The 26,044-nt window shown below is 62.1% G+C and carries 22 protein-coding genes; 17 read left to right on the top strand and 5 right to left on the bottom strand.

From position 1 onward, the window contains the following. Positions 1-4 precede the first annotated feature (4 nt). Positions 5-1,849, bottom strand: a complete 1,845-nt coding sequence (locus RGV59_RS21315) for a response regulator (RefSeq protein WP_126585280.1) — start codon at positions 1,847-1,849, stop codon at positions 5-7. A gap of 399 nt (positions 1,850-2,248) precedes the next feature. Between RGV59_RS21315 and RGV59_RS21310 the strand changes: the two genes are divergently transcribed. From RGV59_RS21310 to RGV59_RS21280, 7 genes are all read left to right on the top strand, one after another. Then, on the top strand, positions 2,249-3,631 hold the full coding sequence (locus RGV59_RS21310) for an NAD-dependent succinate-semialdehyde dehydrogenase (RefSeq protein ID WP_126585279.1): 1,383 nt from the start codon (positions 2,249-2,251) through the stop codon (positions 3,629-3,631). 63 nt (positions 3,632-3,694) lie between these two features. Beyond that, complete coding sequence (locus RGV59_RS21305) at positions 3,695-4,834, top strand: NAD(P) transhydrogenase subunit alpha (protein WP_126585278.1); 1,140 nt, start codon at positions 3,695-3,697, stop codon at positions 4,832-4,834. After that, entirely contained in the window at positions 4,831-5,172 is a 342-nt protein-coding gene (locus tag RGV59_RS21300) for an NAD(P) transhydrogenase subunit alpha (RefSeq protein ID WP_126585277.1), read from the top strand. Before RGV59_RS21305 ends, RGV59_RS21300 begins: the two co-directional genes overlap by 4 nt. A 9-nt stretch (positions 5,173-5,181) precedes the next feature. After that, on the top strand, positions 5,182-6,618 hold the full coding sequence (locus RGV59_RS21295) for an NAD(P)(+) transhydrogenase (Re/Si-specific) subunit beta (protein ID WP_126585276.1): 1,437 nt from the start codon (positions 5,182-5,184) through the stop codon (positions 6,616-6,618). A 66-nt stretch (positions 6,619-6,684) separates the two neighbouring features. After that, on the top strand, positions 6,685-7,818 hold the full coding sequence (locus RGV59_RS21290; protein ID WP_046484224.1) for an NAD(P)H-hydrate epimerase: 1,134 nt from the start codon (positions 6,685-6,687) through the stop codon (positions 7,816-7,818). A gap of 296 nt (positions 7,819-8,114) precedes the next feature. Then, the gene (locus tag RGV59_RS21285) at positions 8,115-8,840 is read left to right on the top strand and encodes a dienelactone hydrolase family protein (RefSeq protein WP_126585275.1); all 726 of its coding nucleotides are present in this window, start codon (positions 8,115-8,117) and stop codon (positions 8,838-8,840) included. Between the two features lie 37 nt (positions 8,841-8,877). After that, complete coding sequence (locus RGV59_RS21280; protein ID WP_126585274.1) at positions 8,878-10,566, top strand: HAD-IIB family hydrolase; 1,689 nt, start codon at positions 8,878-8,880, stop codon at positions 10,564-10,566. Positions 10,567-10,587: 21 nt separating this feature from the next. On the opposite strand, the gene RGV59_RS21275 is transcribed toward RGV59_RS21280, so the two are convergent. Then, positions 10,588-11,157, bottom strand: a complete 570-nt coding sequence (locus RGV59_RS21275; RefSeq protein ID WP_017845771.1) for a GNAT family N-acetyltransferase — start codon at positions 11,155-11,157, stop codon at positions 10,588-10,590. 197 nt (positions 11,158-11,354) lie between these two features. Between RGV59_RS21275 and mgtA the strand changes: the two genes are divergently transcribed. Further along, a complete protein-coding gene (gene mgtA, locus RGV59_RS21270; protein WP_126585273.1) occupies positions 11,355-14,936 on the top strand; it encodes a magnesium-translocating P-type ATPase in 3,582 nt (1,193 codons plus the stop codon). A 14-nt stretch (positions 14,937-14,950) separates the two neighbouring features. On the opposite strand, the gene RGV59_RS21265 is transcribed toward mgtA, so the two are convergent. Next, positions 14,951-15,448, bottom strand: a complete 498-nt coding sequence (locus tag RGV59_RS21265) for a BCAM0308 family protein (RefSeq protein ID WP_017845773.1) — start codon at positions 15,446-15,448, stop codon at positions 14,951-14,953. 253 nt (positions 15,449-15,701) lie between these two features. Here RGV59_RS21265 and groL point away from each other — a divergent pair, with 253 nt between their 5' ends. The 6 genes from groL (at position 15,702) to RGV59_RS21235 (ending at position 20,775) form a co-directional block, all read left to right on the top strand. After that, positions 15,702-17,288 carry a chaperonin GroEL gene (gene groL / locus RGV59_RS21260; protein WP_126585272.1) on the top strand — a complete coding sequence of 529 codons (1,587 nt, stop codon included), beginning with the start codon at positions 15,702-15,704 and terminating at the stop codon, positions 17,286-17,288. Positions 17,289-17,375: 87 nt separating this feature from the next. Next, a complete protein-coding gene (locus RGV59_RS21255; RefSeq protein ID WP_046484235.1) occupies positions 17,376-17,936 on the top strand; it encodes a nitroreductase family protein in 561 nt (186 codons plus the stop codon). Between the two features lie 126 nt (positions 17,937-18,062). After that, positions 18,063-18,680, top strand: coding sequence for a Spy/CpxP family protein refolding chaperone (locus tag RGV59_RS21250; RefSeq protein ID WP_126585271.1), 618 nt, complete (start codon positions 18,063-18,065; stop codon positions 18,678-18,680). Positions 18,681-18,710: 30 nt separating this feature from the next. After that, positions 18,711-19,109 carry a hypothetical protein gene (locus tag RGV59_RS21245; protein ID WP_218276647.1) on the top strand — a complete coding sequence of 133 codons (399 nt, stop codon included), beginning with the start codon at positions 18,711-18,713 and terminating at the stop codon, positions 19,107-19,109. A gap of 47 nt (positions 19,110-19,156) precedes the next feature. Further along, positions 19,157-20,041 carry a universal stress protein gene (locus RGV59_RS21240; RefSeq protein ID WP_046484238.1) on the top strand — a complete coding sequence of 295 codons (885 nt, stop codon included), beginning with the start codon at positions 19,157-19,159 and terminating at the stop codon, positions 20,039-20,041. Between the two features lie 44 nt (positions 20,042-20,085). Continuing rightward, the gene (locus RGV59_RS21235; protein WP_126585270.1) at positions 20,086-20,775 is read left to right on the top strand and encodes a phosphoribosyltransferase; all 690 of its coding nucleotides are present in this window, start codon (positions 20,086-20,088) and stop codon (positions 20,773-20,775) included. A 21-nt stretch (positions 20,776-20,796) separates the two neighbouring features. On the opposite strand, the gene RGV59_RS21230 is transcribed toward RGV59_RS21235, so the two are convergent. Next, positions 20,797-22,143, bottom strand: coding sequence for an erythromycin esterase family protein (locus RGV59_RS21230; RefSeq protein WP_102618215.1), 1,347 nt, complete (start codon positions 22,141-22,143; stop codon positions 20,797-20,799). Positions 22,144-22,418: 275 nt separating this feature from the next. On the opposite strand from RGV59_RS21230, the gene RGV59_RS21225 reads away from it, so the two are divergent. The 3 genes from RGV59_RS21225 to RGV59_RS21215 all read left to right on the top strand — a co-directional run bounded on the left by RGV59_RS21225 (position 22,419) and on the right by RGV59_RS21215 (position 25,107). Continuing rightward, positions 22,419-22,952 carry a c-type cytochrome gene (locus RGV59_RS21225; protein ID WP_167331348.1) on the top strand — a complete coding sequence of 178 codons (534 nt, stop codon included), beginning with the start codon at positions 22,419-22,421 and terminating at the stop codon, positions 22,950-22,952. Then, positions 22,949-24,736, top strand: coding sequence for a DNA polymerase/3'-5' exonuclease PolX (gene polX, locus RGV59_RS21220; protein WP_126585269.1), 1,788 nt, complete (start codon positions 22,949-22,951; stop codon positions 24,734-24,736). Before RGV59_RS21225 ends, polX begins: the two co-directional genes overlap by 4 nt. Positions 24,737-24,852: 116 nt before the next feature. After that, complete coding sequence (locus RGV59_RS21215; RefSeq protein ID WP_017845783.1) at positions 24,853-25,107, top strand: Lpp/OprI family alanine-zipper lipoprotein; 255 nt, start codon at positions 24,853-24,855, stop codon at positions 25,105-25,107. Positions 25,108-25,429: 322 nt separating this feature from the next. On the opposite strand, the gene RGV59_RS21210 is transcribed toward RGV59_RS21215, so the two are convergent. Beyond that, positions 25,430-25,972 carry an Hsp20/alpha crystallin family protein gene (locus tag RGV59_RS21210; protein WP_017845784.1) on the bottom strand — a complete coding sequence of 181 codons (543 nt, stop codon included), beginning with the start codon at positions 25,970-25,972 and terminating at the stop codon, positions 25,430-25,432. Between the last annotated feature and the right edge of the window lie 72 nt (positions 25,973-26,044).

The following is a 26,044-nucleotide window of genomic DNA, read 5'->3' as shown; positions in this document are numbered from 1 at the left end:
GCGATCATCCGCCGATGAGCCCGTTGCGTTTGTCATTGGCAGCCGCCGAGAGTGTTTTTTCGCCGGCTGCCAGGGCGATGCGGGCGAGTTCGGGAATCGACCTGGCTTCGGTCCTGCTCATGATCGACGCTCGGTGTTTTTCCACTGTCCGTTGACTGATCCCCAGGTTGGCAGCGATGTTTTTGCTCGGATGACCGTCCAGCACCATCGCCAGAATCTGGCGCTGCCGTGCGGTGAGGTGGCTGATATGGTCAATCGCAGCCTTGCGAAGGACCTGGGAACTCTCGGTTGCGACTTGGCTGGCCAACGCTGTCTTCACGCTGGTTAACAGCTGCTGATAACGAAACGGCTTTTCAATGAAGTCGCATACCCCAGCCTTCATCGCATCGACGACATCGGCAACGCGGCTGTTGCAACTGATCATCAGAACGGGCAACTCGTCGCCCTGTGCTTTAAGACGGGCCACCGTCTCAAGCCCGCTGATGCCCGAGCGGCGCGCATCAATGATCAGGCAGCCCGGTTGGTCAGCGGTATAACTGTCGAGAAACTGCTCGGCAGTGCCGTAGTCGCGCACCAGGTAACCTTCCGACTCCAATAGCGTGCGCAAGTCGCTGCGCAGCGCGGCGTTGTCGTCCACCACGTAAATGACGGGTTGGCGCGACGAGGGCATGGCGTGAACAGCGTGTACTTCGGTGTGTGTACTCAATGCACTGGCGAGGGTGACGCGCAGCAGGTTCAGGCTCACCGGTTTGCGAAGGAGCATGCAGTCGGCGGTCAGGGCGGACTGGGAAACCTGCTTTTTCGTCTCGGCGGTCAATATGACCGCGGGTGTGGTTCGGCTGAATTGATCGCGAATCTTTTGCACCAGTTGGACACCGTCCGAGGACCGGTCGAGCACATGCTCGGTCAAGATCAGGTCCGGTTGAATGCCCGAGCGCGCGATCCATTCCAACGCGGCGACGCTATCGCGCACCGCTGCCGTTCGATAGCCCAGCGCCCCCAAACCGCAACTGAGCATATCGCCTAGCAGGGCGTCCGGTTCCACGATCAACAGCAGGCACGTGCGAGCCATGCCCAGCGCTCGAGCGTTCTGTTGCCTGCGCGCGCCGGGCTGAACGACTGACGGCGATAACGGCGCGCTGATGGAGATCAGCGTCGCGCGTTCGTCAGCGGTTTTGACCTGTAGCTGTAAACCCAGCATCGCGCTGAGTTCCGCTATCGAGCGAAGGGCAGGCTTGCCACAGGCACCCGGCAGCGAAGCCTCATAGACAGGCATCGACACGATACGCAAGGCGTCGTCGCGGCTTTTGCAGCCCGCGAACCACAGCTCGATGCTCAGCCACTCCGAGTGGCGCCTGCAGCCCAGTGTCAGGCGTAGCGTACTGGTACTGTCCATGATGTTGGCAAGCAGACCGCTCAAGAGTTGCCTGAGGCAATCGGGAAGGCTCCTGACCCATGACGAACACGGCACGATCCGCAGGTTGCGGCGCTGCGCGGCGGCCAACGGCAAAAAGTCTTGAGCCAATGCCTTGAAGAGGGCCTGTATGGGGAAATCCACCGCTGCGTGGCGATCATAGTCTGTCGCGGGGGCGGGTTGGTCGAGCCCGAATCGACTCAACAATTTCTCCAGCGTGGCATCCAATTGTTCAAGCACCCTGCGCGCCGGTGTCGCGGGGTCGAATTCACAGGCCTCAAGCTGCCCGACGATGAGTGAAACCAATTGCGCGGTCTGGCGAAGTTTCTGATCGATGCCGCCCAACCGTTCAGCGGGGAGAGGACAGTAGGCCGATGCCGGGCCTGATGCCTGACGTGGCAACACATCTTCCGACATGGATTGCTTGACTTGCATGATTACCCCTCCTGACAAGACGCAAAGTCGTATTGCCTGATGCGCAATCCTATGCAGTTTGTAAGGCGGCTTAATTGATCTATGTAAGTATTTACCGAGCCCCGACGGTTCTAAACCGCTCGGTTGATCGCGAGCGAGCAGGCCGTTCACGCTGAGCGCCTTGTTCAGGCCGCCTTTCGGTTCACATCACCGCGCTTTGCGCCAACGAAGTGCGCCGACGGCACCGTTAGAGTGCCCGCTCTTCAGGCCCTGGCCCGAGCTCAAGGGGGGAGACGTAAGTAGTTTCCGACGCTAGCCAGCTGAATGCATTCAGGCCAACGTAATGCCGGTTCGTGGGGACGGCGGCTGAAGGTAGCCGGTTGACGTTGGTTAACTCAATCTCATGGGAAGGCAACCGTTATGGCTTATACAACGATCAATCCATACAACGGCGAGTTGCTCGCACAATTCGATACGCTGACGGCTGAGCAACTGGAGCACAAACTGGCGGCTGCGGCGCAGTGCTATGCGACGTGGAAACACACAACGTATGCCCAGCGCGCCTCGATCATCGCGAAGGCCGGTGAATTGATGCATCAGCGCTTCGATGCCCTGGCCCGTAAGATCACACTGGAAATGGGCAAGCGCATCGACGAGGCCCGAGGCGAAGTCAAATTCAGCGCCGATATCATGGCGTACTACGCCAAGAACGCGGAACGCTTCCTGGCCCCGCAAGCGCTGGAGCCGAGCCAAGGCGAGGCGCACATGGAGAGCAGCCCCATCGGCGTGATCTTCGGGGTCGAACCGTGGAACTTTCCGTTCTATCAGTTGGCTCGCGTGGCCGGTCCGCATTTGATGGCAGGCAACGTGTTGGTGATCAAGCATGCCGGTTGCGTGCCTCAATGCGCGATGGCCTTCGAGCAAATCCTGCTCGAAGCCGGCGCGCCTGCCGGGCTGTATACCAACCTGTCGATCTCCCATGAGCAGTCCAGGCAGGTGGTCGATGACCCGCGTGTTCGCGGGGTTGCACTGACCGGCAGTGTCGCCGCGGGCCGCAGCCTGGCGGCCTGGGCCGGGCAGAACCTGAAACCGTCTTCCATGGAGCTGGGCGGCAGCGACGCATTCATTGTGCTGGAAGACGCCGACCTGGAGCTGGCCGTCAAATGGGCGATCTGGGGGCGGATGTACAACTGCGGGCAGACCTGTTGCGCGGCAAAACGCTTCATTGTCGTGGATAAGGTCGCCGATGCGTTCCTGAAGGGCTTTCAGGCCGGGCTCGCGGCGCTGAAACCCGGCGATCCCATGGACGAAGCGACGACCCTGGGCCCGCTGTCTTCGGAAGCGGCATTGGTGCAGTTGCTCGGGCAGGTTCGCACGGCGACCGATCACGGTGCGAAGGTTCTGCTCGGGGGCACACGTATCGATCGCCCCGGCGCCTTTATGACGCCGACCATTCTCACTGACATCGCCCCTGAAAACCCGGCGTTCCGGGATGAGTTCTTCGGCCCGGTGGCGCTGTTTTTCCGCGTCAAGGACGAAGACGCCGCGATCGCCCTGGCCAACGACTCCGACTTCGGCCTGGGCGGCTCGGTGTTCACACGTGACCTGGACAGGGGACGTCGTGTGGCAAGTCGCGTCGAGACCGGGATGATGTTCATCAACAACATCAGTTGGAGCGATGCCGAGTTGCCCTTTGGCGGCATCAAGGACTCCGGCTATGGCCGCGAGTTGGGCGACATGGGTATCCAGCAGTTCGTGAATAAAAAACTGGTGCGTTACGTGTCGGCTCAGGCGCCGGTCTGAAGCCTTGTCCTGTTTACATTCCGGGTGCCCGGCCATGCGCGGGTGCCTTCAACGGAGCGCGCGATGTACGTCAATGTGGCTGTGCTGAAAGAAACCCACCCGCACGAACGACGTGTGGCCCTCGTGCCTGGCCTCTGCGCGAAGTTATGTGCGCTGGGGGCAAGGCTTCATATGCAGGCGGGGGCGGGTGAAGCGAGTTTTTTGCCGGACGCTGCTTATTCGGATGTGCTGTTCGTGTCCAGTGGCGGACAGTGGCTGCATGAGGCCGATGTGCTTCTCGCGGTGCAGGCGCCCTCGCTGGAAGTCGTAGGCAAGATGAAGCCCGGGGCGGTACTCCTGTGTTTTGTGTATGCGCAGAAGAATCCGGCCTTGGTGCAACGTTTACTGGAGCGCCAAATCACGTGTTTTGCCATGGAGCGCCTGCCGCGCATCACGCGGGCCCAGTCGATGGATGCACTGTCCAGTCAATCGGCGCTGTCTGGGTACTATGCGGTCCAACTGGGCTCGGTGCAGATGTCTCGCATCCTGCCAAAAGTCACCACCGCGGCGGGTATCGTGGGGCCGGCGCGGGTATTGGTCCTGGGGTTGGGCGTGGCGGGGCTGGAGGCGATCGCGACCGCCCATCGCCTGGGCGCGGTGGTGGAGGGCTACGACGTGCGCCCGGAAACTGCGGAACAGGCGCGGTCCCTGGGGGCCGAGTTTGTCGATGTCGGGGTCGATGCGCGAGGCAAGGGCGGCTATGCACGGGAGCTGAGTGAGGCTGAGAAAACCCAAGCCGCTCAAGTGCTGACGGAGCATATCCAACAGGCGGACCTGGTCATTACCACGGCGGCAGTGCCGGGGCGGCCGTCTCCGCGGCTGATCAGTGCCGCACAGCTTGCCGGGATGAAACCTGGCGCGGTGATCGTCGATCTTGGCGCCGAAGGCGGCGGCAACTGCGAAGGCTGCGTGCCCGGACAGACCGTCACGATCGGTCGGGTAACCCTGATGGCGCCGTTGAATCTGCCCTCATCGTTGAGCCAGGACGCCAGCCTGCTGTATGCGAAAAATCAGTTCAACCTGTTGGCGCTGATGTTGAAGAACAACGTCATCAGCATCGATTGGGACGATCAGATTCTGGCGCAAACGGTACTCACCCATGCCGGCAAACTCATGCATTCGCTGAACCCTGCGGATGCCGCAACCCAGGAGAAGACCTCATGAACAGTGTTGGCTTCGTCGGGCTTTATATTTTCATGCTCGCCGCGTTCGCCGGCTGGGTCATCATCGGGCGGGTCCCGGCGATTCTGCACACGCCGTTGATGTCGGGCTCGAATTTTATCCATGGCATCGTGGTGATCGGCGGGCTTATCGGCCTGCTCGATGCGGCGAGCGTGGCCGAACAGGTGGCTGGTTTTGTCGCGGTGTTGCTGGGCGCGGGGAATGCCGCGGGCGGGTACGCCGTCACGGGCCGGATGCTGGCGATGTTCCAGACCAGCGCGCCGGAACCCAAGCGGCGCAAAGCTCATCACTCTGCCACCCGGAAGCCTGAAAAGGTTTGAGGTTTGATCATGCTGATTATGACGTCGCAGTGGCTGATAGGGCTGGTGTATTTCTTCGCCGCTTTTCTACTGATTTTCGGGTTGTGGCGCATGTCTTCGCCGGTTACGGCGGCCGGTGGCATCCATGTCGCCGGTTGGGGCATGGCGGCCGCCGTTATCGTGAGTTTTCTCTACGTATTTTCGGTGAGTGAGGCGGCCCGGCCACATTTGCCTGTCAACGTCAGCCTGGCGCTCGTCGCGCTGCTGCTGGGCGGTGGCGCAGCGTGGTGGAGCGGGCGCAAGGCGGCCATGACCGCCATGCCGCAGATGGTCGCGATATACAACGGCATGGGCGGGGGCGCCGCCGCCGCGATCGCCGCCATGGAGTTGTTCGTGGGCCGAGTGTTCGACCTTTCGGCATTGGCCGGCACCTTGTTTGGCGCGTTGATCGGTGCGATTTCGTTATCCGGCTCGTTGATTGCCTGGGCCAAGTTGGATGGCCGCATCAACAAACCACTGCACATGAAAGGCCTGCAACTGATCAACGCCTTGCTGATGCTGGTGACGCTGTGCGTAGGCGCTTGGCTGATGGTGGTCATGCACGCCGAACACGGTTCGTTGAACGGCGTGCTGTGGTTGATCGGTGTGTTCTTCGGCTGCGCGCTGTTGTTTGGTGTGCTGATGACATTGCCCATCGGCGGTGCCGACATGCCGGTGGTCATCTCCATCTACAATGCCTTCACCGGCCTGGCGGTCGGCCTGGAAGGGTTTGTGTTGCAGGTTCCGGCCATGATGATCGCCGGCATGCTGGTCGGCGCCGCGGGCGTGCTGCTCACATTGCTGATGGCCAAGGCCATGAATCGCACGGTCGCGCATGTGTTGTTTGCCCGATTTGGTGGCCAACCCGTGCGCAAAGGCGCGGCGATCGTGGGTGAGCTCAAGCCGACGGCGGCGAGTGATGCCGGCGTCGCCATGCGGTACGCCAATAAAGTCATCATCGTGCCCGGTTATGGTCTGGCCGTGGCGCAGGGCCAACAAAAGCTCTATGAGTTCGTGAAGTTGTTACAGGCCCACGGCGTGCTTGTGCGATTCGCGGTCCACCCGGTGGCGGGGCGTATGCCGGGACAAATGGACGTGCTACTGGCAGAGGCCGGTGTGCCTTACGACCTGATCTTCCAGTTGGACGACATCAACACCGATTTCGCCGACACCGATGTGGTGTTGGTGATCGGGGCAAACGACGTGGTCAACCCCGCCGCGCGCAACGACAAAGCTTCGCCGATCTACGGCATGCCGATCCTCGATGTGGACAAGGCTCATCACGTGTACGTGGTCAAGCGCGGGGAGGGCAAGGGCTATGCGGGTATTCAGAACCAGCTGTTTTATGCGGAAAACTGCAACATGGTGTACGGCGATGCACAGGCCGTCCTGGTCAAGATGATCGAGGCGGTCAGAGGCTTGGGGTAACCAAGCGGGGCGACGTCACCGCGCAGGCGGTGGGTGACTTCAGTAGCGATCGAGAGTGTGAAAAGCATGAACACGTTGAGCCCCGACCTCGATAACGGCGCGCGCCAGGCGGCCTTGCTGACGGTGCGCCAGATGGCGGAAGCCGACCGGCTTTCGGTGGTTGCCGGCGTGTCGTCTTTCGAGTTGATGAGCAATGCCGGCGCGGCGGTGGCACGCGAAATCCAGCGGCGCTGGACACCCCGGCCGCTGCTGGTGCTCTGCGGGCCGGGCAATAACGGCGGCGATGGTTTTGTCTGCGCGTACCGGCTTGCGCAAGCGGGCTGGCCAGTGCGGGTGGCGATGTGGGGCAGTCGCGCCGCGCTGAAAGGCGAAGCCGGGCAACATGCACAGCGCTGGCCGGGCGAGGTTCAAGCCCTGAGCCCCGCGGTGCTTGAAGGGGCCGAGCTGATTGTCGACGCGGTATTCGGCGCCGGTCTCGCCCGTGCGCTGGAGGGGCAGGTGTTGGACACCCTGGCTGCGGCTGGCCGTGGCACGGTGCCGATTGTCGCGGTCGACACGCCCAGCGGAGTGATGGGCGATACCGGTGAGTCGTTGGGCGCCGTGGCGGCGGTGCTGACGGTGACGTTTTTTCGCAAAAAGCCGGGGCATCTGCTGTTACCGGGGCGCGATCTGTGTGGAGAAGTGATTGTGGCCGATATTGGCACGCCCGAAGCGGTGCTCGACGCCATCGTCCCCCAGGCATTTGAGAATCACCCTGGGTTGTGGCTGCCCGACTTACCGCGAGCCGGTCTCGATACCGTCGCGGGGCACCCACCGGTCGTTGCGGCGGATGCCACGCAGGTGCTGACCCTTCACGAGAGCGAATTTCGGCGGATGTTCGACTTCGTCGGCGACAAACTGACCCGCACTCGAGCCGCTGCCCAGCACGGCTCGGCTGTGGTTGTGCATCGCGGCAGTGACACGGTGATTGCCTGCCCCGATGGCCGCGCCGTGATCCATTGCAGTGTGCCCTCGGCCGCCACCGGCGAGCTTTTGGGCGGCATTATTCGGTGGCTGCGGACCCAGGGCATGCCGGCCTTTCCGGCTGCGGCAGCGGGCGTGTGGTTGCATGATGTGGCCGCTGCCGAATTCGGCCCAGGGTTACTGGCCAAAGAAGTGCCGCATCTTTTACCTGGGTTATTGCGTCGACTGTACGGCTGATTGTCCGTGGACATGTCGGCGAGTGGTGTATTGCACGTCAAATGTCCGATTTGAAACGTGGATGGCCGTGCGTTTGATATTTATCAAGTACGCTTTGCCGGAAAAGCGCAGTTTACCCCCCAGAGGCTTCAGGTCATCGTCGTGTATCCAACAGAGCAGGCCGGGCTTTTTTCGGTTTTAACCTGATAGGCGCTCGTGCCCAATCCATCGACCTGACGAACAATCAAAAAGAAAGATGAAGCCACTCTTGAAGTACCTTGCCCCTCGAAAAGGTTATATACGAAGGTATTCAACTAATGGCCTCTCACTGCGGTGTTGCAGTATCTGAGCTTCAATACAAAAAGTTTAACTTTGCCGGCTATGAATTGGCTGGTGATCTGCGATTGCCGCGAGGCGCCGAAAGCCTGGTCGTTCTCGTCCATGCCAGTGGCGGCGGTCATTCGAACCCGCGTAACCATTTTATCGCGGAGTACCTGGCGCGCCACGGGATGGGCACCTTGGTGATCGACCTGCTGACAAGGACAGAGCAGCGCTGGGATAACCTGACCGGTGTGCTGCGTTTCGATATTGCATTGCTCGCCGATCGACTGGTCAAGGTCATCGACGCGATCACCCGAGACGCTGAATTACGCCGACTTGCCATGGGCTTGTTCGGTGCCAGTACGGGCGCCGCCGCCGTGCTGGTCGCCGCAGCTCACGTGGGTGGTGTGCGGGCGGTGGTCTGTCGAGGCGGGCGCACCGATCTGGCCGCCCAGGCGTTGTGCGAGGTCAAAGCGCCGACGTTGCAAGTGGTGGGCGCAGAAGACCCAATGATCCTGCGCTTGAATGTGCGGACCAGTCGGGCGTTGCACTGCACGCAAAGCCTGGAGGTCGTCAAAGGCGCGACGCACCTTTTCAAAGAGCCGGGCACACTGGCGGACGTAGCCAGGCTGACCGGCGATTGGTTCGAAAAGTACCTGCACAAGGAACCTTTGCCCAGCGAGCCGCTGCCCGGAATCAATGGCAAGGTTTCATCTTCTTAGCGCGGGCCTGTACAACCCAACCCGTCATGGAGCGAACATGCATTTCTTAGCCTTGGCGGTCGACTATGACGGAACCATTGCCGAAAACGGCAATGTTCCCGAACACGTCTGTACAGCGCTTACCAGCCTCAAGGCCAGCGGTCGCAAGTTGCTGCTGATTACCGGCAGGGAGTTGCAGGCGCTCAAGCATCATTTTACCCAGCTCGATCTGTTTGACCTGGTGGTCGTGGAGAATGGCGCGCTCCTGTACGACCCGCGCACTGACACCGAGGAACTCATCGCCGATTCGGCCTCGACCGCACTGGTGGAGCGCCTGCGCGACAAAGGGGTTTCATCCTTGTCCGTCGGCAGGTCCGTTATCGCTACCTGGCATCCGTTCGAGGACGCGGTGATCAGCTCGATTCGCGAGCTGGGCCTGGAGCTGCAGATGACGTTCAACAAGGACGCGATCATGGTCCTGCCGACGGGGGTGAACAAGGCCTCGGGGCTGAGTGCCGCGTTGCTGAGGCTGGGCATCTGCGAACTGAATGTGGTCGGCGTGGGCGACGCCGAAAATGACCACGCGTTTCTCGCGATCTGCGGTTGTGCGGCGGCGGTGAACAACGCGATCGACTCAATCAAGGCCCGCGCGGACATCTGCCTGAGCCAGGATCACGGGCGCGGGGTCTGCGAGCTGATAGACATGCTGCTGCAAAAGGACGCCGCGCTGGTGCCGGTCGAGCGTATCGGCGTGCAACTGGGGCGAACCGCCGATGCACGCAAGGTGTGGTTGCCGCCGGAATCGGTGCTGCTGGTAATCGGCAATTCAGGCTCCGGCAAGTCGAGCTACGTGACCTGGCTGACAGAACGCATGGTCGAGGCCCACCAGGGCTTCTGCATCATTGATCCGGAAGGCGACTATCTGTCGCTGGACGGTGCGGTCACGGTCGGTGGCCTGACCACTCCGCCGACAACCGAAGAGTCGCTGCATCACCTGTTACAGGCGCGGCTTAACGTGGTGGTTAGCACCCTGGCTCTGGACCCGGCCGCCCGCGTGCAGTTGTTCGGCGAATTACTGCCGTTTATCCAGCAGCTACGCAGCAGCACCGGCCGCCCGTACTGGATGGTCGTGGACGAGGCCCACTACATGCTGCCCCATTGCGCTGCGTGGCCTCCGGGGTTTCTGGCGAATATGGGGGCGATCATCGTTGCCCTGGACTTCGATCAAGTCTGCCCGTCGCTGCTGGACGCGGTAGACGTGCTGGTGACCCTGGGCAGCACCGCCCGCGAACTGGTCCAACGCTACGCCCAGCATACGCAGCGACGCTGCCCCGAATTCCCGGCGCGCTCATCCGCGCCCGACTATTTCTGTCTATGGGACGTTCGTCATGGCGGCGACGTGGTGCTGATGGCGCAGCAGCAACCCGAGCAGAAACATCATCGCCACAGCGGCAAGTATGCGGTCGGGGATGTGGGCGCCTGGCATGCATTCTACTTTCCCAGCCTTGACCAGCGCGCCTCGAACCTTGCGGAGTTTTTGTCTTCGCTTGCGCGCCTGGACGATCCCGCGTTCCGCCAACACCGCGAGGCCGGGGACTTTTCCAACTGGTTTCGCGAGGTGATCCGCGACGACGTGCTGGCCAACGAAACCCGTCTGCTGGAAAACGATGCGTCTGTGCCGCTGCGGGATGCCCAGGAACAGATCGCGCACCTGGTGCAATCGCGCTACCACTTGGAACCGCAGTGAATGGTCGGGCGGCGTGCGCGTCTACAGTTCCAGCTCGTGAACGATGCGATCAAAATCCCGGCCCAGATAGGCCGAGGTAAAACCCGATTGCTTGTACAAGCCATGAATCGGGTAATCGGTCGACAGGTCCGTCGAGCACATTTTGTGAAACCCCTCACGCCTGGCGGCATCGATCAGATGCCCCAGCAATAAACGGCCCAGGCCCTTGCGCAGCCACGGGTCGGCGACGGCGACCGCGCAGTCGCACTGTTCGTCCTGATCGGTGGCACGCCGGTAGCGGCTGACACCGATTACCTGCAACTCGCCGTCATGGTGGATCAAGGCCAGGTAGCCGCGGCTGATCTGCGCCGGCTCGCTCAGCAGTGTATCGATTGCGCTCGCATCGACATGGGTCACTGCGCCCAAAAACCGGAAGCGCAGTGACAGCGGCGACAACCGCTGGAAAAAATGCAGCAGGCCCAGGTGATCGTGCGTCGACAACGGACGGATAAGCACATGCGTTCCGTCGTGCAGTTTTTCCAGCCAATGCTCGGCGGGCGAGGCTTTATCCATCTCGGCAATCAGAGCCGCAGTGTGTTGATTAGCTAGCATGGGGGGCTCCAGCGCACAGTGGGGTCGAAGAACGGCCTTGTTCACACTGAGGGGTATGCGCAGCAGGCGTATTGATCAAGGTCAGAAAGCGTGATGCGGACTAACCGATCGTCCAGGGGCAGGTTGACCTGGATCAAACGGCCCCGCGCAGGCCGCGCCAGAATCGGACTCTCTGCTGATTCGCTCAGGGGCACGGCATGCCTGTCAAACCGCCCACTGCTGGTTTCATCGATCCGGCTGTACCTGAAGAGGAACAGCATTACAGCCGTTCTGCGCTGTGGCTGACGTGGCTGCTCGGCGCCGCGATGTTTGCGACAGTGGTCGGCGTGGCGCTGCAATTCACCGACGTCGAATCCTTCACACACTTGCTGACCCAGGCAGAGCCACTGTGGCTGGTCGGCGCCCTGGCGTTGCAAGTCCTGACGTATATGGCGCAAGGGCAGGTCTTTCGGGTGGTGCTCAGGGCCGGGACGCAGCCGCTTTCACTCTGGGAGGCAGGCAAACTCAGCGTGATGAAGCTGTTTGTCGATCAGGCCCTGCCGTCCTCCGGCATCAGCGGCGCCTTTGCGGTCGTGGCCTCCTTCGTCCGCCTCGGGTTCGCAAAACCGCTGGTGCTGGCGAGCCTGGTGCTGGATTTGTCCGGGTATTTCCTGGCCTATGCGGTGTCGGTCGGCGTGGCGTTACCGGTGGTGATCTTCCAGGGCCATGCCACGCCTGCGGTGGTGACGGCGTGCCTGGTCTTCGTTGCCGTCAGCCTGTTGCTGGCAGTGGTCACGCCAAGGCTGGCCGGCAATCGGCGCCTGGTCGAGCATTTGCCGGGGCGACATTTTCCGATTGTCGCCAGAATCGCGTCATTGCTCACCGGGGCCGACAAGCAACTGGTGCGCAGCCAAGGGTTACTCTGGCGGATTACCTTGCTGGAATTGGTGATCATTGTGCTCGACAGCGCCACACTGTGGGTGCTGGTGCGCGCGCTGGGTGTGTCCGCGCCGCCGTTGGGGCTGTTTGCCGGTTTTATGCTGGCCAGCGTGCTGCGCAGTATCGGCATTGTGCCGGGCGGGCTCGGCGCCTTTGAAGCGGCGGCGGTGGTCACGCTGCATTGGGTGGGGGTGAACATTGCGGTGGCGCTTTCCGCCACGTTGTTATTCCGCGGGCTGACGTTCTGGTTGCCGATGCTGCCCGGCCTCTGGTTGGCCCATCGTGAATGGCGATCTAACGTCAAGCCGCCCACCCGCGTGGCAACCGGCGATTATTGGAGCCCGCCAGTCAGCCAGGTGTTCAGCAGCCTGCACAGCACGCCGCAGGGCTTGAGCGAGGCCGACGCCAACGCGCGGGTGCGCAGCGCGCCAGCCACGCCCAAGGACCGACCGCGCGGCCTGGCCCGGCTGGTGCTGGAGCAAATGCGGACGCCCTTGGTGCTGATCCTGATCGTGGGCGCGCTGGTCGCCGTGGTGGTGGGGGACTGGCTAGATGCGGCGATTGTCGGCTGCATCGTGCTGATCAGCGCGGTTCTCAGCGCCTGGTATGAAAATCGCGCCAGTACGGCGGTGGAGCAACTGCGCAGCAAGATCGCGCTGCGCGCCACGGTGCGGCGCGACGGCAAGGCCGTGGACATCGCCGCCAGCGAGGTGGTGCCGGGGGATATCCTGATACTCAGCGCCGGCAGCCTGATCGCGGCCGACGGTCGGATCCTGCAGGCGCTCGATTGCTTCATCGGTGAAGGCCTGCTGACCGGCGAAACCTTCCCGGTGGAAAAATTGCCGGGCGACTGCACCGCCGATGCCACGCTCGGGCAGCGGCATAATTGCGTGTTCATGGGCACCTCGGTGCGCAGCGGCACCGCCGAGGTGCTGGTCACGCGCTACGCCTCGGACAGTGAAATCGGGCGCATCGCCAAGACCCTGACGCTGCGCCCGCCCGAGACGGAGTTCGAGCGCGGCCTGCGTCGCTTCGGCAGCTTGCTGTTGCGGGTGATGCTGGTGATCACGATTGTGGTGTTCGGCATCAATATCCTGCTGCATCGTCCCGCGCTCGACACCCTGTTGTTTGCCATCGCGTTGTCCATCGGGCTGTCGCCGGAACTGTTGCCGGCGATCCTGAGCATCACGCTGGCCAAAGGCGCGCAACGCATGGCCGCCAAAGGGGTCATCGTGCGTCACCTCAATGCGATTGAAAACCTCGGGGCGATGGACATCCTGTGTACCGACAAGACCGGTACGCTGACCCGCGGTGTCGTGGTGCTGGACGGCGCCATGGATCTGGCGGGCAATGCCGATGCCACGATCCTGCAACTGGCGGTGTTCAACTCCAGCCTGCAGACCGGCATGCGCAACGCCATGGACGATGCGATCACCCTGGCCGGCAAAACCCTGGCGCCATGCCCCGGCGCGAGCAAGCTCGATGAAGTGCCGTATGACTTCGTGCGCAAGCGCCTGAGCGTGGTGGTCGCGAATGCGCCTGAGGCCGCCCGGCTGATGGTGACCAAGGGGGCGCTGGACAATGTGCTCGAGGTTTGCACACAGGTGCGCCGCGGCGAACAGTTGCTGGCGCTGAGCGACACCGAGCGGGCCGCCATCGCGCAGCGTTTCGCGGACTGGAGCGAGCAGGGCTTCAGGGTTTTGGGCCTGGCCACGCGGGTCTTGCCGGACCAGCCGCACTACGGCCGGGATGAAGAAAAGGCCATGACCTTCCGCGGTTTTCTGTTGTTCTTCGACCCGCCGGAGCCGGGGGTGAAAGACACCCTCGCCAACCTCGAGCGCCTGGGTGTGCAAGTCAAGATCATCAGTGGCGACAGCCATCTGGTCGCCCGCCATGTCGGCATGGCCGTGGGCCTGCCCGTGGAGCGCATCATCACCGGCGCCGAGCTGGCGGCCATGAAAGACGAAGCATTGATGCACCTGGCGCCACTGACGACGCTCTTTGCCGAGGTCGACCCCAACCAGAAAGAACGCATCATCCGCGCCCTGCAGAAGACCGGGCACGTTGTCGGCTATATGGGCGATGGCATCAACGATGCCCCGGCGCTGCAAGTCGCCGATATCGGGATCTCGGTGGATAACGCCGCCGACGTGGCCAAGCAGGCCGCGGACTTCGTGTTGCTGGAGCACAACCTCGACGTGTTGCGCGAAGGCATCGAAGAGGGCCGGCATACCTTTGCCAATACCTTGAAGTACATTTCCATCGTCTCCAGCGCCAATTTCGGCAACATGATCAGCATGGCCCTGGCGTCGTTGGTATTGCCGTTCCTGCCGATGCTGGCCAAGCAGATACTGCTCAACAACTTCCTGTCCGATATCCCCTCCATGGGGATCGCCAGCGACAACGTCGACCGCGAATGGGAAAACACCCCGCACCGCTGGAACATCAGGGAAATCCGCAACTTCATGGTGGTGTTCGGGCTGGTCAGTTCGCTGTTCGATGTGCTCACGTTTGCGGCCCTGTACCTGCTGGCGGAAAAGGGCCCGGAAGTGTTTCGCAGCGGCTGGTTCGTCGAATCGCTGCTGACCCAACTGCTGACGATCTTCATCGTGCGAACCTACCGCCCGTTCTACCAAAGCCGCCCGGCCACACTGCTGTTGCTCAGCGCCGCGGCCATCGGCCTGCTGGCCGTCGGGCTACCTTACAGCCCGATCGCGTCCTGGTTCGGCCTGGTGCCCTTGCCACTGCCGATCCTGCTGACAGTGCTGGCAATCAGCCTGGCCTACATGGGCGCGGCGGAATGGGTCAAGCGGCTCTTTTACCGTCGCCAGCGGTTGAGCCGCGCTCGCGCTGCGCCGTAGCGGGGCGTGAGGGGTTACTCGTTACGTGCCCACGTGACGTTCACGCCGTACTGACTATCGCCGTAGCGGTACTGCGCCTTGCCTTTGAATGCGCCTTCCAGTGCATGCGCCAGGCGATTGGCCAGATGAATGCCGGTGGTGGTCACCATCAGGTCGTCCGCCACCTCCGTCACGCGCATGATGCGCTCCAGCGCATGCTCGGCCATTTCGGTTTTTTCGGTGTTTTCGATCAGGTGGATGATTTCATCATGGTGCTTTTGCAAGAAGCCGCCCGATAGCATCAGGGTGCCGGCCGGCATGTTGTCCGCGATGCGGCGGCAGGCCGGGCAGGTGACGGTTTGCGCGTCATGCACCACCGCGTTTTCAGGTCGGTTCCAGGTCCAGTTCCCGGCCTGATACACCGCGTCGCACTGCGGGCACACCGCCGAACCTTCAACCCGCGGCAAGCAATAGGGATCATGGGGCGGCGTTTTGAACAGCTTGTTTTTCTGACTCTGCTGATACTTGTCCATGGTGTTTCTCCTGACGCATCGAGAGGGGCAAACCCACGTGTTGACGCTCGGGTGGATTTCACAGGTTGATTTGGACGCTGTTTCCGCCCGAGCGGGTTGATTTTTGTCAACTCGCAGAGCGCCCGGCGACCGCCGGTGCAAGCGTCGCGGCTGGCGTCGGCAAGGGGTGTGAGTTTGTTGATAAAAGTCAACCTCGCCGCAGGCACTTCAGAGAAGCATGCAAGTTCCGTCGACGTGAGAGGAGAGCACCCTGATGGCTCACAGTAAAATCGTGTTTCGCGCGGCTGCCCGCGAGAAGATCCTCAGCGGCGCCACCCAATTGGCGGACGCGGTGCGCGTGACGCTGGGGCCGAAGTCCAAGTCGGTGTTGATGCAGAACAAGTGGGGCAACCCGACGGTCTGCAATGACGGCGTCACGATTGCCAAACGCATTGATCTGCAGGACCCCGAGGAGAACCTCGGCGCGCAAATGCTGCGCCAGGCCGCGGAACGCACGGGTGACGCGGTCGGCGACGGGACCAGCACGTCAACGGTGCTGGCCCATGCGATCCTGGCCGATGGCATCCGCAACGTGGTCGCGGGGGCCAGCGCGATCGATCTCAAGCGCGGCCTGGATCGGGGCCTGCTGCTGGTCGTCGAGTCGCTGGCGGCGCAGTCCCGACCCGTCAGCACGCCCAAGGAAAAAGCCCAGGTGGCGACGCTGTCGGCGCATAACGACGCGGTCATCGGTCAACTGGTGGCCGACGCGCTGGAGAAGGTCGGCGTTGAAGGCGTGGTCAGCGTCGAAGAGTCCAAGACCACCGAAACGGTGGTCGAGGTCATGGAGGGCATGCGCTTTGACCGGGGTTATGTCTCACCTTATTTCGTCACCGACACCGAGAAAATGCAGGTCGAACTCGACGATGCCTGCCTGCTGCTCTGTGACCACAAGATCGGCGTACTCAAAGACTTGCTGCCGTTGTTGGAACAGGTCGCCAAAAGCGGTCAGCCCCTGGTGTTGATCGCAGATGACATCGAAGGCGAAGCGTTGACCACGCTGGTGGTCAACCACATCCGCGGCGTGCTCAAGGCTGTGGCGATCAAGGCCCCGGGCTTTGGCGACCGGCGCAAGGACATGCTGCAGGACATGGCCGTATTGACCGGCGCCACGGTGGTCTCCAACGAACTGGGGATCAGCCTCGAACAGGTCGACCTGCAGCAGTTGGGGCGGGCCCATCGGGTGGTGGTGTCGAAGGACAGCACTTCGCTGATCGGCGGCGCCGGTACACGCGCCGCGATCGACGCCCGCCTGCAGCAGATCCGCGGGCAAATGGCGGCTACCACCAGCGATTACGACCGTGAAAAGCTGCAGGAGCGGCTGGCCAGGTTGTCCGGCGGCGTCGCGGTGATCCGGGTCGGCGCGCCGTCCGAAGCCGAAATGAAAGCGCGCAAGGACGCCCTGGATGACGCGATCTCGGCGACCCGCGCGGCGATCACCGAAGGGATTGTCCCCGGCGGCGGCCTCGCGCTGCTCAAAGCGGTGCCGCTGATCGCCGCCGAGGAAGCCCGGCAGGAGGGCGATGTTCGCACCGGCCTGCAGATACTGCGCCGGGCATTGGAAGCACCGGCGCGGCGCATTGCGGAAAACTCGGCGGTGGACGCCGGCGTGGTCGTTGCGCGCATGCTGGCGGAGCCGGGCAACATTGGCTTTGATGCGTCCGCCAATACCTATGTCGACATGTACGAAGCCGGCATCATCGATCCGACCAAAGTCGTGCGTATTGCCCTGGAAAATGCGGTTTCCGTGGCCAGTATCCTGCTGCTGACCGAAGCGACCATTACCGATATCCCAGAAAAATAACCGCCAGCCCAACCGTCGTTCCCTGAAGGTTGAGCGCCTGCTCGCGCCTTGCTTCGATTTGAATCGCCCTGATGGAGGCATGCACCCATGAACGTAACCAAGGCAATCGCCGGCCGGCGCTCGACACGCGACTACACGCCAGAACCGCTCGATGAAAAACTCATTTGTCGCTTGATCGATGCCGCCGCCCAGGCGCCCAGCGCGATGAACCAACAACCGTGGACGTTCACGGTGATCCGCGACCAGGCGCTGCTGGAGCGGGTTTCCCGCGAAGCCAGGGCCTGGATGCTCGCCACCACGCCTGCCGGAACGCACTCCAGCCACTTCCAAGCGTTGCTCAGCGAGGACAGTTTTCAGATTTTCTACCACGCGCCGGTCCTGGTGCTGATCTCGGGCAACGGGCCCAATCAGTGCATTGTCGAAGACTGTGCCCTGGCGGCCGAGAACCTGATGCTCGCGGCGTATGCCGAGGGGCTCGGGACGTGCTGGATCGGTTTCGCCCAGGGCTTTCTGAATACGCCGCAGGGTAAGCAGGCGCTCGGCCTGCCCGCCGAGTGGATACCCGTGGCACCGATTATCGTGGGGCACCCGAAGTCTGTGCCCGCGCCCATCGTGCATAAGACCCCAGAGATCCATTGGATAGGCTGATGCCCCAGGCAGGGCTACCGTTGATCCAGCGGTTGACCGGTGTCTCGGTTTTCTGACGTGGATCAGATCGCCTGCCAGGCGGGCTCCTATGCTCGGATTGAACCCACGACGTTGAGATGAGCTGAAATGAACAAGCCACGCTTGCTTGGCCAGTGCTTGCTGATCGCGGCAAGTGTTCTGCTGTTACCGTCCACCGGCGCATTTGCCAACCCCGCGATGCCAGGGTTAGGGCTAGGGCCAGGGCAGGGCGGTATGTTCCGTCACGCCTCGAATTTCGATTGGGTCAAGCATACGCAGCAGACCCTGGAAGAACTCAAGGGCAAGCTCAGCCTCAAGCCGGAGCAAATGCCCGCCTGGGAAACCTGGGCTGCAGGCGTCATCGCAGACGCCAATCAGCAAGTGGAAAAAGGCAACGCAGCCGCTACTGACAAGGCAAGTGCCAGACAAGCGCTGAAGGACGAAACAACACCGCAGAGAATGGCCAAAGGTATAGAGCGCCTGCGCACGCAAACCAGTTGGATGCAGGCGCAACTGGTCCGTCTGGACGCGGCTCAGGCACGCACCCAAACCTTCTACGATGCACTCGATGCCCAGCAAAAAACCATCTTCGATCTGTTCTGGACGGTGATGCATCACCGCATCGCCGATCAGGACGGTTGGCGAATGCCCATGCACATGCCCATGCCCATGCACATGGCATGGCCGCAAGGGTGCGGCGGGCTCAACCCGACCAGCCAACCGTAATGCTATTCGCGAGCCTCCTGGGTAAACATCATGAACAGTGACTCAGTAAAACAGTGCGTGCTGACCGGGTTCATCCTGCTGGCTGCCGCCGTTGCATTGCCGGCGCATGCCGGGCCGCATGGCGGTGGGCACGGGGGCGGGCCGGGCTGGTGGGGGTTTGGCCTCGGCCTGGGACTGGGTTGGGAAGCCGCGCGCATCGCCACGCCGTATTACTACCCGACGTATCCGGTTTATTACTATCCCGCCCCGACGTACTACTACTACCCGGCCAGCCCGCCGACGGTGGTGGTCGAGCCTCAGCCCGTCACGGCCGCGCCATCGGCCTGGTACTACTGCGATTCCGCCAAAGGCTATTACCCGAGCGTACGCCAGTGTCCTGAGGGATGGCGCATGGTTCCCGCGACGCCGCCGCCTGGCCCCATCCGTTAAGACCGTGGACGCGTGGGCTGTTTTTCATTCCTCCCTGGAGCCAGATCATGAGCCAATACCAGTGTTTGTTACTGATCATCAATCCCGCCCTGCGTGACTCCCCGGCAATCGGCCATGCTGCCGCCCTGGCCAAGGCCAGCGGCGCGAGCCTGCATATTGTCGCGCTGGCAGCACCGTTGGACATCTTGTTGCTACTGGCCGAGAACGTGCGTGAAAAGGCCCGGGCCAGCTACCTCGAGGACCACCGCGACTGGCTGAACGCCCAAACCAAGAATCTCCATGCCCTGGGGCTCAACGTGACCGCCCAGGTGACCTGGGCCACCAACCTCAAGCAAGACATCCTGGATTACGTCGCCGAGACGCAGCCCGATCTGTTGATCAAACAGGTTCAGCAAGAGTCCGCGTTCAAGCGCGCGTTCTTCACCCCGCTGGACTGGCAGTTGCTGCGCGAGTGTCCGATTCCGGTCTATCTGGTCGGCGGTGGTGGGCATGCCTTGCCGCGCATCGTCGTGGCAGCGGTTGACGTGTCGAATGTTCAACCGGCCAACAGCGCGTTGAACCAGCGCATCATTGAGCAGGCCACCAGCCTGGCGCTGCAATGCGATGCCGAGCTGCACCTGCTGTATGCCTGCGATATGTCGACGATCTACATGGCTGACATGGGCGGTATGGCCCTGTCCAATCTCAGTAAGGACCTGGCGAGCAAGGAGGAAAAAACCTTCCTCGAACTGGCGCGAGACTATGGCGTGCCTTCCGATCGTCATCACTTCGTTTTGGGCAATCCGGTTGCGGTGTTGAGTCAATTCGCCAAGGAACACCAGGTGGATGTGATCGTGATGGGCCGGGTCCAGTATCACGGCATCGAGAAGCTGCTGGGCAGTACCACCGAACACATTCTCTATCAGGTGCCTTGCGGCGTACTGGCGGTCTAGCGCGGCAAAGGCGGTGTGCAATGAAACCACAGATGAGGTGACCCATGAGTTATAGCCCTTCGCTGCAAACGCTCTGGCAGGATCGGTCGGTGGCCGGTCAAAGCCTGGTGGAGCCGTTGCTCAGATACGCCCGCCGCCCCGACGTGATCATCCTGGCCTTGCCGCGTGGCGGCGTCCCGGTGGCGTATGAGGTGGCCACGGCCCTGCAGGTGCGCCTGGATCTGATGGTGGTACGCAAGCTCGGCATGCCGTCCCAACCCGAATTCGCCATGGGCGCCATCGCCAGTGGTGGTATCCAGATCCGCAATGAAGAGGTGCTGCGGGCTCATTCGATTGATCAAGACAGTTATGACGCGGTGGTCGCCCGGGAAGCTCGCGAGTTATCGCGCCGTGAGCAGGTTTACCGGGGCACGCGGGCGCCGCTGCAGTTGAAGGATCAGGTGGTCATCCTGATCGATGACGGCCTGGCCACAGGGGCTTCGATGCTCGCCGCGATCCAGGCGGTGCAGGTGCAGGCCCCGGCGCGGATCGTCGTGGCGGTGCCGGTCGCGCCACTGGATACGGTGGAGACCCTGCGCTGCATCGTCAGTGAAGTGATCTGCCCGCTGATTCCTGAGCGGATGATGTCCATCGGTTACTGGTACTCGAATTTCCCCCAGACCACCGATGCAGAGGTCATTGAGTTATTGCAGCGGGCCTGGCAACGCGAATCGACTGAAGCGCACCCGCTGTAGATGCGTCGGGCCAGGTGAGCCTTACACACCGAACGGAAAGGTTTCGTCTTCCGCTTCCAGCTCCTCGTTTTTGGGCAGTGCCAGGGCCTTTACCGCCTGTGTCTGCTCGAACCAGAGCATGGCGTCGAACTGTTCGGCCAATACCGCTTCGAAGTAGTGGCTGTCGCGTTCGGTTGTGGGCCGGTAAATCACGCCAATCGCGCGTTCCAGCAGGGTGGCGGACAACACCGTGCGCAGCTCGGCGCGCTGCGGGTCGCGCCAGTCGGTCAACGACGCCGGCACGCCGGCTTCGAGGAACTGATGCTCCCAACTGTCGGGACGGGAAGGCCGCACCGCCTTGATGAGCATCTCGGCGTCCCAATCGTCGGCCGCCGCCACGTGGCCACGGTCGGTGCTCATGCCGATCAGCACGGCGTCGCGCCCATAGGCACTGCGGCACAGCTGGCCGATGTTGAACTGGCCCTTCCAGCCCATCTCCGTGGCAGCCGCGTTGCCGATATGCGAGTTGTGCGCCCAGACCACCGCTTTGGCCTGCGGGCCCCGGTGTTCCAGCAGGGCGCGCAGGGTGTCGAACATGTGGCGGTCACGCAGGTTCCACGACGCGGTCGAGCCGCGATAGACGGCGCGGTAGTACTGTTCCGCCGCACGCACCACGCGGGCGTTTTGCGTGGCGTTGAAAAACCCTTCGTCATCCTGGATGAGCCCGGCCAATTGCTTGGCCAGCATCACGTTGAGTTGTTCGACCACCTGCGGTTCACAGGGCATCAGACCGTTGCGTTCGACGAAGTGACCGTACAAGGCCGGGTCATCCTGCCAGGGCGTCAGGCAGCCGTAGCGCCGCCGTGCTTCCTGGGCCAGTTGCGGGTCGACGCTGTCCAGATAGTGCAGCACCTCATGGATCGAGTTGCGCATGCTGTAAACGTCGAGGCCACGGAACTCCACACGGTCTGCACTGGCGCGTTGATGGTTGTAGCGGTGCAGCCAATGGGCAAAGGCTTTGACCTCGGCGTTGCGCCACATCCAGGTCGGGAAGCGGCTGAAGATATGGCGTTTCCAGGCCGACGGGGCCAGCCCTCGGACGTACTTGTCGACATGCCCTGCATCGGGCCAGTCGGCCTCAACGGCGACGATGGAGAAGCCATGCCGCTCAATCAAGCGCTGCGTGATGGCGGCTCGGGCGCGATAGAAATCGCTGGTGCCGTGGCTGGCTTCGCCGATCAGCACCACCCGCGCATCCGCGTAGCGATCGAACATTTCGCCGAACGCCGCAGAATCGAACGCCGGCAGAGGCTCGGCAAATTGGCGCAGGACCGCTGCGATGGCGGCTCTATCGACCTGCCGAGACGCGCCATAGTGTTTATCCAGCATGCGTTGGGCGGGTGTGCTCACGGCCGTCGTCCCCTTCAGTGTTTATCTATTCCTACACCCTGACCCAGGTGAATCATTGAGTTTTGTCAATAAAGCCTGCACGGCCTTGAGCCAATGTGGCTGAACCCGGTACGCGCCGGCTACCGACGCGGCTCATGGAGGCTTGTGATATGAGGTGCTCTATCAATCGATCACACCTGACGCTTGCCCTCTGTGTGGTGGCCCTTGTGGGCTGTACCGACACCCGCGACCGGGCATCGCAAAAAACCGCGTCCATGCCCGCGCTGGCCTTGGTAAACGACGTGTGTTCGCTGTGCCACGGGCTGACGGGGGAGTCGGTATCGCCGTTGTTTCCCAAATTGGCCGGCCAGCAAAAAGACTACCTGAAGCAGCAGTTGACGGATTTAAAAAACCATACGCGCATGGATAAAGCCTCGACTCAATACATGTGGGGCTTTACCCATTTGACCGAATCGCAGATCACTGAACTGGCGGACTACTATTCAAAACAGCCGGCCATGCAGGCTGAAGCCGAAACGCCTGACGCGCGGGGCGAATTGATCTTTCGCCACGGCGTGCCGGAATCCGGCATCGCTCAGTGCAGCGCCTGTCATGGCGCCGAGGGCCGGGGCCATGGCCAGACCCCACGCGTGGCAGGCCAGCATGCCGCGTACATGATTCGCCAGATCCAGGTGTTTCAACAGGCCGACCTGCGTGAGCGCGGTGACCTGACGAGCCAGATTGCGCACACACTGTCGGACGCCGATGCCGAGGCAGTCGCGCATTACATGGCCAGGCTGGGGCCATGAAGCTCACGGCCGCACCGCAGGCACCCAGCACACCGACGTCTGCGGTCAAGCGCTCGCAGGCGGTGAGCAATGAGGACATTGCCGCGGTGTTTGACGATATCGCCGACCTGCTCGAAATCGATGACGCCAACCCGTTTCGCATCCGTGCTTATCGGGTTGCGGCGCGCACGCTGAGGGCGCTGACGGTCGAGTTGGCGCCGCTCATTGCGCGTGGGGAAACCTTGCCGAAACTGCCGGGCATCGGCGTCGATCTGGCGGCCAAGATCAGTGAAATCGCCAGCACCGGGGATTGTGCGCTGCGGCAGCGCCTGCGCTCGACATTGCCGCCTGGGCTGGTTGAACTGCTGTCCATCGCCGGCCTCGGCCCCAAACGCATCAAACACCTGTATCACGGCCTGGGAATCGAAACCGCGCAGCAACTGTGCGAGGCCGCCGAGCAGGGCCACATCCGCCATGTGCCCGGTTTTGGCGAAAGGCTCGAGGCGCGCTTATTGAGCGCCGCGCGGAAGGGGCTCGGAAAGGATCGCCGGTTGCCGCTGGGCGTTGTCGAGCCCGTGGCGCTGCAGTTGATCGAGTATCTGCATCAACTGCCCGGGGTCGAGGACGCGAGGTTGGCCGGCAGTCTGCGGCGCATGCGCGATACCGTGGGCGACATCGACATCCTGGTGGCAGCAGCGCCCGCAGTGGCGGTCACGGCGCACCTGATCAGGCACCCGGAGGTGTCCACCGTATTGGTCAAAGGCCGCACGCGGGCCAGTGTCGTACTGGACTCCGGCCTGCAAGTCGACGTGCGGGTGGTCAAGCCCGCGGACTGGGGCGCCGCGCTGGTGTATTTCACCGGCAGCAAGGCGCACAACATTGCGATTCGCAAGCAGGCGCGGGAACAGGGCCTGAAGCTCAACGAGTATGGCGTGTTCAAGGGCCAGGAACGCCTGGCGGGTGCCACGGAGGTCTCGGTTTATCAGGCCCTGGGGTTGCCGTGGATCACGCCGGAGCTGCGCGAAGATCGCGGTGAGGTCGCGGCGGCACTCAGCGGGCGTTTGCCCAGGCTGGTGGAAGTGAGTGATCTCAAGGGTGACTTGCACGCGCACACCTGCGACGCGGATGGCGCCAATACCCTGGAACAGATGGCACTGGCCGCGCAGCAAGCCGGGTTGGAATACCTGGCGATCACCGATCATTTCCTGGACGGCGAGCGGCTGCTGAAGCAGATCGACCAGATCGATGCGCTCAACGCCCGCCTGCGCGGCATCACCTTGCTCAAGGGCGTTGAAGTCGAGATTCTGGAAGATGGCAGCCTGGGGCTGCCAGACGCTGTTCTCGCTCGCCTGGACCTTGTGGTGGGCGCGGTCCACACGCATTTCAACCTGACGCTGCGGCAACAGACGCAACGCCTGCTCAGGGCCATGGATCATCGCTATTTCACGCTATTGGCGCACCCGCTGTGTCGCCTGATCAATCAGCGCGCGCCGTTGAACATGGACCTGTCGGCCGTCATCAGGGCCGCTTCTGCACGCGGCTGCTGCCTGGAACTCAACGCGCAACCCCAGCGCATGGACCTGTTCGATCTTCAATGCCAATACGCCAAAGACCAACACGTGCTGATCAGCATCAATTCGGATGCCCAGCGCACCGCGGATTTTGCGTACTTGCGCTACGGCGTCGCGCAAGCCCGGCGTGCCTGGCTGGAAAAGGGCGATGTACTCAATACCCGTTCGCTGAGCGCGCTGAAGTCGTTGTTGGCCGCTATGGCAGGCGGGCGTTCGCAAGGCGCCGGGAACTGACGGTTCGGTCTGATTCTTGGTCGAAAGTTGACAAAAATCAGAGCCCCGCACCGACGGCGCCGGATACTTGAACCGTAGCCGGAGCGTTCCTGCTACGACCCTCAAGGAGAATACCCATGAATATGCGTTTACCCGTAGTGTTGCTCAGCGTCCTCCTCGCGTTATCGGCTGGTTGCAGTAACAAACCGGCCAAAGAACTGGATGCACGCCTGGAGGCTGCTCAAAGCACTGCGCTGTCGGCACGCGCCAGAGCCGATGAAGCCTACTCGAAAGCGGAGCAGGCGGCGATGGCGGCCAATCAGGCGCAACAGACTGCCGACCAGGCCAATGAGCGCGCCAGCCGGATGCTCGAAAAAGCCAGCCGCAAGTAGTGAACGGTTGCAGCACCCGACACGTCGTCGGGTTTGCTGCAAGACAGCCGCAGGCCTGCAACCACCCCTGCCAGGCAGCACATCTGGCACCTGCGCGTCGACTCAACAGCATTGGCTTGGTTTTCCCCGACTATCATCTCTTCGCGTAGCGGACTGCCGCTGAACATGTGGCTTAGGCTGACGTTCGGCTGGCGTTACCTGCGCATTCGCACGCTCTTGAAGATCGAGCTGTTCGATATTTTCCGGGGATGAAGCGTTGAACCACTGCAGATAAAAAAAGCCCCTTGTCGGTTTCCCGCCAAGGGGCAGTGCAGCCTGGGATTCATTCGCCTTTGATCGGCACGACTTTATCCGCTTTCATGGCTTCTGGCTTTTTCGGCAACGAGATGCACAGCACGCCTTTGCTGAAACTCGCGTCGATCTTATCGGCATCAATACCTTTGGGCAGGTTGAACACCCGCTCGAAGGAACCGTAGTGACGCTCGCTAAGGTGGTAGCCTTTGCGTTTTTCTTCCTTGTCCTCCTGTTTCTCGCCTTTGATGATCAGGCTGCCGTTGGACAGTTTGACCTCAATGTCTTTCTGATCCATGCCGGGTACTTCGGCGGTGATCTCGTAGCTTTTGTCTTTCTCGGTGATGTCCACGGCAGGCATGCCATGGCCGATCAGCTCGCGACGCCAGAACGGTTCAACGTCGAACAGCCCCCGGCTGAAGGGCGACAGGCCGGAACCGAGATTGAAATCATCAAACAGGTGGTCCACCTGTTGCCGCAGTTTTTCCAGCGGCCGCCACAGGTCTGTCGTCATGGGATGCTGGTCGGATTTATGTTCGGTAGTGACCGGCATTTTTTTTGCGGAATTGCTCATCTTTCGGTACTCCTCTTCAGATAGAAGGCAGGCAGCAGAACGGCCTCTGCGCGGCCTGCCAGGACAGAACAC

The organism is Pseudomonas sp. FG1 (assembly GCF_034313875.1).
Taxonomy (GTDB): domain Bacteria; phylum Pseudomonadota; class Gammaproteobacteria; order Pseudomonadales; family Pseudomonadaceae; genus Aquipseudomonas; species Aquipseudomonas veronii.
This window is presented reverse-complemented; position numbering and strand designations above follow the sequence as displayed.